This window comes from Bacillus alveayuensis, from assembly GCA_030812955.1.
In the GTDB taxonomy this organism is placed as follows: Bacteria; Bacillota; Bacilli; order Bacillales; family Aeribacillaceae; genus Bacillus_CB; species Bacillus_CB alveayuensis.
On sequence record JAUSTR010000040.1, the window covers coordinates 1 to 8,638 of the forward strand.

Here is an 8,638-nt window from a genome sequence, read left to right on the forward strand (position 1 = left end):
TTAAGAAATAATGTTAGGAATTTTGTCGAAAAATATTTTTTTGACACCCCTGAAACGGCTACAACCGTTGATATATCAACATTTATAGAGGGAGGGATTAATATTTGACTCAGAATAGCCAATACCAGACTTTGTACAACAAGTTTGTCACGAGTGGGTTACCAACAAAGTATTCTTTAGAAGAAATGAAAGAAACTTTTCTATCCGCTTATAAAGAAAAGGAAATTCCACTTCCTGAGTTCTTCAAACTAGACCCGAATATCGAAGATAGGAAGAAGATTTAGAAGGTATTTGTAATTGAAGATGAGAAAATACTAAACTCTATCTACACTAGTGCGGAATAAAATGAACATCTAGCTCAAATTAAATACAATAAAGAAAAGTCAGATGATCATAAGAATTATATCCGGAAAGTGACCATCAAATCATTAAGATGTGGAATGATATTGAAGAAGGAGAAAGAATCAACATCATAATTTACAAGAAAAAATTTTAAAAAGTCCATGAGTGGATGTACGCTTCAAAGAGAATGTCAGCGTTTGATTAAGGAACTTGATATCCTTTTAGGTGTAGAAAGTTCAGCCCCAAACAGTCCAGAATTTCAAAAGTATTTAGAATTACTTCAAGAACTGAATAAAATTTAGATTGTACTGCTCCTAAGCTTGGTAACGGCCAAAGCTCAGGAGCAGTTTTTATAATAAGAACATTTCTCTTTCAAATTTGTATCCCAACTAGACACATATTTGGTTCCCCTCTCAGGGTTTTAATTATACAAAGAATACTTGGGAGATCGATCCCTTGTCGTTAGCAACGGATAAGACATCCAAGTTTTTTGATGGAAGATCTACACACTAGGAATAAGTAAACTAAAATTCATTTTACCCATAATAACAAAATGCAACTGTTCGTAAATTCATCGGTCTAATCAACTTAGAACTCCGGAATCTTCTTGATCGTCAGCAATTCACCATGATGTAGAGCGAGTTGTTTAGGATTCGATAATTGATTCAATAAGAGTTTTCTCCGTTCTACAATTTTTAAAGGGTGTCGGTGTGTATTTAAAATGTGAGCAATTTGAATGGTACATGTCTTATAGTAACTGCATACGTCGAGAATATATTTATGAAGCAATGGCAATCCAAAATCATCATATGCTTCTAAAGTTTCAGGATCACACAAACCATAAACGATTTCAATTTGCACGGGATAATCGAATCCATCTACTTTTTCATCTCTTTCTGTTAAGTCAAGAGTTTGATCAAGAGCTATTTTACTCCCATTTAAATTAATAAAACCACTCTTAGAGTATATACCTGATGGTAGTTTAATATCTGAGGCAAGGTAATAATAATATGTCATAGAAAACCCCTCTCATTTAATGACTTCATCTGTATTTGCGCTAGATAAATTAATTCGGGTCGCAAAACGTCCACAACCTTAAACAGTGAAGGTATTTTAGGAGCTGGCAAGCCTTTTTTTATGCCATGAAGCTCTGCCCTTTTCGTTGCAGAACTCTGTATTTTTATTTTGCACTAAACAACATAAGGTGCTTCTGGTAAAGAAAGTTGGTCAATGTACTGAAATAAAGCCTGTAAAAGAGGGTCGATTCCGCTAGACAGTGCATGTTTGATGACAATATTGGAAATCATGATAGTGTCCACCCCTTGGAAATGTGTTTTCTAGTCACTGTATATGATTTCCAAGATGGTGGATTTTTTGCGTCATTTATGCATGGATTATGCGTTTTGCAACACCTTCAATAATTGAGTCCTCTTGCTTTTCTTTTAATTTCTTGAGATATTCATTAATTCTTACGAGATATTCTAGTTACCAGAAGTAAAATTACACATAAGAATAAACTAGTAAAAGTAACGACATTTTTTATAATTTCATTGTCTCCAAACGTATTGAAAATACCACTAATTGCTATTAATAATAGGGCAACAATATTTGAATATTTAGTAGTTTTAGTCATAATAACCCTCTCATTATCTATTATAATACAAAATATAAATATTTACAAATTAGGATAATTATGTTGTTTTGATTAGATAAAAAAAGGGGTTATTCAAATGAAGTTTTATACCAAGTTAGTAGTTTCACTTCTATGTTTAACATTATTTACATCTATGAGCCTATCAAGCTTTGCGAAAGCCAAAGCTAATGACACGCAGAGTGAATTGGGATTAACTTCTGAATTAGATCAAGAGTTTATTAACGATTCAGATGTTGAGGAAGGTCTTGAAGACGCTTTAAAAGTTCTTTCTGCTATTGAAAGTCTGCCTTATAATGTTATATCAAAAGGACCAGAGGCCATTGTCGAATGGCTATCATCATAAGAGTCAATGCCAAAGACGCTCCATCCATCCGTGAGGCCGTATGCGATTTGAAGAAGAAGTATGGTGAGCAGTTCACAAAGATATTCAAAACCATTACGGCTGACAATGTGTATGAATTCGCCGACCTTAGTAAAATCGTTGAAAAAGATGAGACTCAAATCCATTTCACCCACCCCTATACCTCCTGTGAAAGGGGTACGAATGAGCGCCACAATGGACTAATACGCCGTTTCATTCCAAAAGGGAAAGCCATTTCCGCTGTTTCCGATCAAACCATTTCCTATGTAGGAACATGGTGTAATCAACTTCCAGGCGAATTTTAGGATATAAAACACCTCAAGAATGCTTGGAGGAGGAGTTGGCTCTGTCGGCCTCTTGATATTTAAACAGGGGGATCCGATAGGAAAGTGGTTAGCAACTTGACATGGAGCCTCTGCGGGCATGATTCCCTAGCCGAGAAGCCAGAAGGCACAACATCGGCATCGCCTAACAAGGCTATCATGCCCGCCACTCCAAGTAAAGTTGCCCGAAGTTCCCCATTCTATTTAATCATAGGTTTTCTGGCTTTTCATTAAGTGTTGCATTTATTATTGCAATTTACGAGACAAATTTTATCATAAATATCTCAAAAAAGTTATTGACTTTGCTTACAATAATACATATAATAAACATTGTCACAATGAAATACACATTATGATTCCGTAGCTCAGCTGGGAGAGCGCCACCTTGACAGGGTGGAGGTCGCTGGTTCGAGCCCAGTCGGAATCATCACGAAACGGATTCCTGTAGCCCTTATGTAGTAAGGGTTACAGGATTTTTTGTTTTTTAGTACAGATGGTTGAGTTTTCTCATTTATACTCTTTGGTCACATTTTGGTCACAGTTTTATTGAAGTAATACTGGATTATAAACTGAAGTATTATTTTAAAAATTGAATAGTGGTTGATTATATAAGAAAATATTTTATAAAATAAATGTGAAGTTTTAATGAGCTATGATTGATTTACCAAAAAAGGTTTTGGGTGAATTATTCGAAGTTGGATTTATATAGTAAGCGTAATAATTACACGATTTCCTTAAGATGATTATCTAGGAACATCATGAAAAGTCCACCTCTAAAAGATTGTTTAATAAAGTTGTGGGTTAAGGCCACTACTAATAAAACGGGTCTCTTTGATGTTATCAAAGAGCAAAGAATGAATAGCAAATTACCTCTAAAGAGAAATCTAAATAAACTATACGAGAGGGAATAAAATGAAATCTTTAAAAATTGATAATATCTATGATGTTTTAGGTATTATTGTTACCCCCCACTGCGGCTATTTCAGTGAGTCTTTTCACAGACTTTTTTAAAGAAGATTGGACAATACCTCGTGGAATGGTAATGTTAGTTATTTTTTTATTTCTAGTAACTATTTCTTATTTTATTTATACAAATCAAAAAACAATTAGAATAAAAGATAAAATAATTGAAGAAAAAAATGCACAAATTTCAAGATTAGAAGACGATATTAGGGATTATACAAAAGGATTATGGAGAGAATTTGGTCCTTTAAACACTTACAAAAAAAACGAATATTTATTAGAATTGTTTCAGCGATTTTGTGAGTCAAATCCGTCAGTTATCTCTATCCAATTATATAATTATTTTGAACAAAGAGATAGTAAAAATACATTAATAAAAATTAAACATGCTTTAACTTATGTAATGGAAAGTAAAAATTTAAATTCTCTTCAACAGCATTATTATAAAATCCCGACAGAATTATTAAAAAAATTTGAAGATGCTGTATATATGTATAGAGGAAAATCAAATGACCATGATAAAAAAATATTGGAAATGTATATAGAGATTAGTGAAGAATTAGATAAATTAAAAATTGATGATATTAATACAGACCATGCCATAAAGTTTGCCTTTCTTATATTAATTCACGATATTTTTGGAGAAGCAGAACCTGATATGAAGGAAGAGCTTAGCATTATAAACAATGATGAAAATGAAAGGGAACTATTCCATTTATTACGAACAGGAATATTAAGAGGGATTCTATATGATAAAATGTTTTATCGGTTTAACTACATAAAAACTAATCGTTCTGTAAATAGTAAATCTGATAGAGCATATTTAACAATAAAGAGTGGTATGACAAACGGAAAGCAAAGTATTTTAGTAGTAACCGTTGATAATAAAGGTCGTGAAATTGATTTCGAAGAATTAGGAAGAAATTTGTTTACGTTATTAATTGAAAATGGTTTTAATTAATATTATAATTTAAATAAAGAATGGAGGGCTATTATGAATAGAACCCTTACCTTGGAACGGAAAGAGAGTAGCTTCGGAAAATTATTAAAACAAGGTGCAATTAAAAAAAGAGGAAATCGAATTGATTCCAAACACCCTTACTATTCAAAGGCTTATAATATAGACCGTGAAGAATTGTTAAAAAAGAGAAAATAAACAGTTATTTAGCTCTGATGATTGTAAATCATCAGAGCTTTTAATTATTAATAAGAGTGTTCATTTCATTTTTTAATTTCAATTTTAGAATACGCTGCACGGATTGACCCCCTAAATTTGGACACATCCTATCTTATTTTAGGTTATTCTCAAAATTTCTCGTTTTTTCTTGGCAAGAAGACAAAATCTTCTTGCCTTATACGCGAACTTCTTTGATGATTAACGATTCCGTTTGCGCTTTTTTGTAAAATTCATGCGGTGGAAGATCGAGAATACTCGAATGAATCCTTCGCTCGTTATAAAATTTCATGTACTCCATCACGGCTTGATAAGCTTCTTCATAGCTGTCAAACGCCATTCTTCCTAGACATTCCTCCTCCAGTAAACGATGAAACGCTTCAATATGTGCATTCATATTCGGTGTCCGCGGCGGAATCCGTTCATGTTCGATTCCGAATCGCTCACAGGCAGCTTCAAAGACATGTGAAATAAATTGTGGGCCGTTGTCTGTACGAATTACAGGTTTATTGGTCTGTTCAAATTTCTGACGCTTGAATAACGATCTTTGTAGCGTCTTTACGGCGTCGCTTCCTGAACAACTCAGTCCAATATGGTAATCAATCACCGAACGATCATACACATCGATAAGCGATAAAACAAAGAAAAAGCGTTCTTCTCCTTCGATATATCCGTATGTCACATCCATTTCCCATAACTGATTCGAACCGGTAATGATACGATTCCGAATCGATTGTGTAAAGAGATGGATTTACTACGTCCACAGCGAGAGAAACGGATTTCTTATCCACGGAAACTCGCTATTAATGGAGAACTGGTAGCAGAGCATCGTCGTAATTGGGGTGTGCATCAATGGGAAATGAATATTTTTCACTATCTCAAAACATTCCAAAAGAAAAAAGGTGCCATCGCTCAAAGTGAATGTTTAAAGCAGGCACCAACGCAAATTAAAAAGTTATACACCGATTATTATATAGGAAAAGAGAAAGAATTTATAGAGTTACTTTTCTATATACAAGAAAAACAAAACTTGGATTGTGTGATGGCAGCTGTTAAACAGTTGAGCAAGATTCGGCATGATTATGTCTCTACAGAACGTATATTGTTTATCTGTGAACAATCATCGAAATCAAAAGAAAAGACAAATCTTCGTGATGAAATCATGGCACAATCTGAGATCAATATGAAAGCTTATGCCAATATGTTTAATCAAACGGATGAGGGAGTTACTCAATATGGATAATATAAAGCAACAGCTAATGGAAATTTGTAAGGAATTACGATTGCCCAGTATTCGAAAGATGATAGGAGATGAAAAAGAATTCAGAGATCCGAAAGGAGCATTTGAAGTACTACTTTTGGAATGAAACGGCGTATTAGTCCATTGTGGCGCTCATTCGTACCCCTTTCACAGGGAGTATAGGGGTGGGGTGAAATAGATTTGAGTCTCATCTTTTTCAACGATTTTACTAAGGTCGGCGAATTCAGAGCCATTGTCAGCCGTAATGGTTTTGAATATCTTTGTGAACTGCTCACCATACTTCTTCTTCAAATCGCAAACGTCCTCACGGATGGATGGAGCGTCTTTGGCATTAACTCTAATGATGATCTATGGCGTGTTTTGCGCTCCGTAAGAGTCAAGAGACAAAAAATAATCATGGAACTCTTTTGGTCTATCATTACTTATACGTTCAATTTCTGTAACTGAATAATCAGTAAATATATAACCTACAATTAATCCAAAATTAAAAATAAAAGCTGACACTAAAAACAACCATTTAAATATCCAAATGTTAGTTAGAAAGTTTCGGATTCTTTGGATTCTTTTATTCATTTTTAAATAACTCCATTAAGTTTTTATCTGTTACTTCTCTTAAAGTTTTATCTGTTAGAAAATATATTTTATCGCTTATTTGTTCTACAAAGTCTAAGGTATGAGAAGAAAATAGAACACTACCATATTTCTCGGAATAGTATTTTAAAGCATCCATTAATTTAATACAACTAGTAGGATCTAGTCCATTAAAAGGTTCGTCAAGAATAATTAATTTAGGTTTTAATAATAAAGCTACTATTATGGCAATTTTCATTTTCATCCCTTTAGAGTAGTCTCTAATTAACATATCCGCATTATCTTTTAAATCAAAGTAATTAAGCATTGATTGAATTTCTTCATTTGAGATTTCTTTAGAATAAAGAGATGAAACAAATTCGATATACTCTATTCCTTTTAAATATTCATGAACTAACATAGTATCTGGTATAAAAAATAATTCGTTAAAATATTTTACATCATTTGGAGTTCTATCATTAAAAGTAACTTCACCTTCAGAAAAATTTATTAGTCCACATATAATATTAAATAATGTAGTTTTCCCTGCACCATTCTTACCTACTAAACCTACAATTTGATATCTATCTACAGTTAGATTAATATCATGTAAAATCAGATTTCCATCAATTGAAAAGCTAGTATCTCTAACTTTTAACAACTTGCTCACTCTCTCTTTCGTCAACTCTAAAAACATTTAATCGAATGTAAGGTAATTTAAGTTTGATTAATTTATAAACTAATAGGGAATAGATTAGGTTAATTAATATTGTAATAGTGAAGAAAAAGAATATATTCTTTATCAATAGATATAACACTACTTCCAGCCCTAGACTTATGAATGTTAATATATTTGCTGAAATTTTAGCTTTCGTAGACGGTAGTAATGTAACTTGTTGTCTATTAAATTTTGGATAAGTAACACTACTCAAGTAGTAAATTAAGTTAAATAGTATAACTTGCCCGATAATGATGATTAGTATAAAAATAAAATAGATGAAATCAATAGGGACTATTAATAAAAAGAACGGTATTATTAAAATTATTAAAATTATATTAAATATGCTCGTTAAAAAAATTTGACTAAATATTACCTCTGAATATTTTATTCCCGACAATTTGAATAAGAAGAATCTTTCACCATAAAAATCAACACATACTAAAAAACAATATGTGTCAATAACCATCTTTACGATATAACCTGTTAAAATCAAATAAAAAATCAATGAGTATTCATATATTGTTTCGGGTATTTGAAACATTAATATAATAGTGATAATCGTGATGCTAACAATAGTACTAATAAGAGGTATATAAGTTATAGCGATCTCCTGTTTTTTTTGCCTTATCATATATAGCCAGATTATTTTCATAATGTTAATCTTTTTGTTTTTGTTTGTGAAATGATTAGTTTTATAAGTAAATTTCTTTTTTTTCTTTACATTATCTAAAAAAATATCTCTTTTAATGTACTCACTGCTATATATAATTAAAAGAGTTATAAATAAAATAATAAGTGAGATTACATATAAGAATACTTGGTTCTCAAAAATTAAAGTAACTTTCTGAATTGGGACCAATAATAGATATTTCTGGACTGTAGATGATATTGATATATTATTTAGTGCATTACTTTCAACGAAAATAAAGTGTAAGAATAGTAAAATAGTAAAAAGATTTTTAATGAGTGATAAACAAAATATTACAAAATTTACAAATGTCTGTTTTATAAAGGAATAGTAAAAAAATATCAGTTTCAAGAGAAGAATTCCTATAATTAGATTAACAGAAAGAATAATACTAATTAGTGATCGAATTCCTATAGAATATAAATACATTCCAATTCCAATTGTAACTGTTATAGCTATGAATAATTCAATGAGTATAATTCTTTCGATTCTTCATCACTTTTGGTGATTTTACAGTAAAAAAGAAAACATTTTAGAATTCCTGGCAATAATGTTAGCTAGCACACCACATTAATTAGGAG

8 protein-coding genes, 1 tRNA gene and 3 pseudogenes are annotated in these 8,638 nt (G+C 31.7%); 8 read left to right on the plus strand and 4 right to left on the minus strand.

Translation table 11 applies throughout. The annotated features are described in order from the left end of the window. Positions 1 to 104: 104 nt before the first annotated feature. The gene (locus J2S06_RS15775; RefSeq protein ID WP_419152922.1) at positions 105 to 284 is read left to right on the plus strand and encodes a hypothetical protein; all 180 of its coding nucleotides are present in this window, start codon (positions 105 to 107) and stop codon (positions 282 to 284) included. Positions 285 to 930: 646 nt separating this feature from the next. Here the strand turns inward: J2S06_RS15775 and J2S06_RS15780 are convergent. Next, a complete protein-coding gene (locus tag J2S06_RS15780; protein ID WP_419152923.1) occupies positions 931 to 1,359 on the minus strand; it encodes a hypothetical protein in 429 nt (142 codons plus the stop codon). A 713-nt stretch (positions 1,360 to 2,072) separates the two neighbouring features. Here J2S06_RS15780 and J2S06_RS15785 point away from each other — a divergent pair. From J2S06_RS15785 to J2S06_RS15805, 5 genes and pseudogenes are all read left to right on the plus strand, one after another. Further along, positions 2,073 to 2,339, plus strand: coding sequence for a hypothetical protein (locus J2S06_RS15785; RefSeq protein WP_419152924.1), 267 nt, complete (start codon positions 2,073 to 2,075; stop codon positions 2,337 to 2,339). Then, a pseudogene (locus J2S06_RS15790) lies at positions 2,306 to 2,718 on the plus strand (IS30 family transposase); the annotation flags it as partial. The gene J2S06_RS15785 and the pseudogene J2S06_RS15790, both read left to right, overlap by 34 nt. A gap of 316 nt (positions 2,719 to 3,034) precedes the next feature. Then, a tRNA-Val gene (locus J2S06_RS15795) sits at positions 3,035 to 3,107 on the plus strand. A gap of 615 nt (positions 3,108 to 3,722) precedes the next feature. After that, positions 3,723 to 4,604, plus strand: a complete 882-nt coding sequence (locus J2S06_RS15800) for a hypothetical protein (protein ID WP_419152926.1) — start codon at positions 3,723 to 3,725, stop codon at positions 4,602 to 4,604. A 33-nt stretch (positions 4,605 to 4,637) separates the two neighbouring features. After that, positions 4,638 to 4,799: a hypothetical protein gene (locus J2S06_RS15805; protein WP_419152927.1), complete on the plus strand. Its 162-nt coding sequence runs from the start codon at positions 4,638 to 4,640 to the stop codon at positions 4,797 to 4,799. Between the two features lie 196 nt (positions 4,800 to 4,995). Here J2S06_RS15805 and J2S06_RS15810 read toward each other — a convergent pair whose 3' ends face one another. Beyond that, the gene (locus J2S06_RS15810; protein WP_419152930.1) at positions 4,996 to 5,568 is read right to left on the minus strand and encodes a transposase; all 573 of its coding nucleotides are present in this window, start codon (positions 5,566 to 5,568) and stop codon (positions 4,996 to 4,998) included. Between the two features lie 42 nt (positions 5,569 to 5,610). Between J2S06_RS15810 and J2S06_RS15815 the strand changes: the two are divergent. Together J2S06_RS15815 and J2S06_RS15820 are read left to right on the plus strand one after the other, a co-directional pair. Next, positions 5,611 to 6,060: pseudogene (locus J2S06_RS15815) on the plus strand (IS21 family transposase); the annotation flags it as partial. Further along, positions 6,053 to 6,184 (plus strand): hypothetical protein, encoded by a 132-nt coding sequence (locus J2S06_RS15820; protein WP_419152931.1) that lies wholly within the window; start codon positions 6,053 to 6,055, stop codon positions 6,182 to 6,184. The pseudogene J2S06_RS15815 and the gene J2S06_RS15820, both read left to right, overlap by 8 nt. Here the strand turns inward: J2S06_RS15820 and J2S06_RS15825 are convergent. Further along, a pseudogene (locus J2S06_RS15825) lies at positions 6,174 to 6,339 on the minus strand (IS30 family transposase); the annotation flags it as partial. The gene J2S06_RS15820 and the pseudogene J2S06_RS15825 overlap by 11 nt on opposite strands. 304 nt (positions 6,340 to 6,643) lie before the next feature. Continuing rightward, the gene (locus J2S06_RS15830; RefSeq protein WP_419152929.1) at positions 6,644 to 7,309 is read right to left on the minus strand and encodes an ATP-binding cassette domain-containing protein; all 666 of its coding nucleotides are present in this window, start codon (positions 7,307 to 7,309) and stop codon (positions 6,644 to 6,646) included. Positions 7,310 to 8,638: the final 1,329 nt, after the last annotated feature.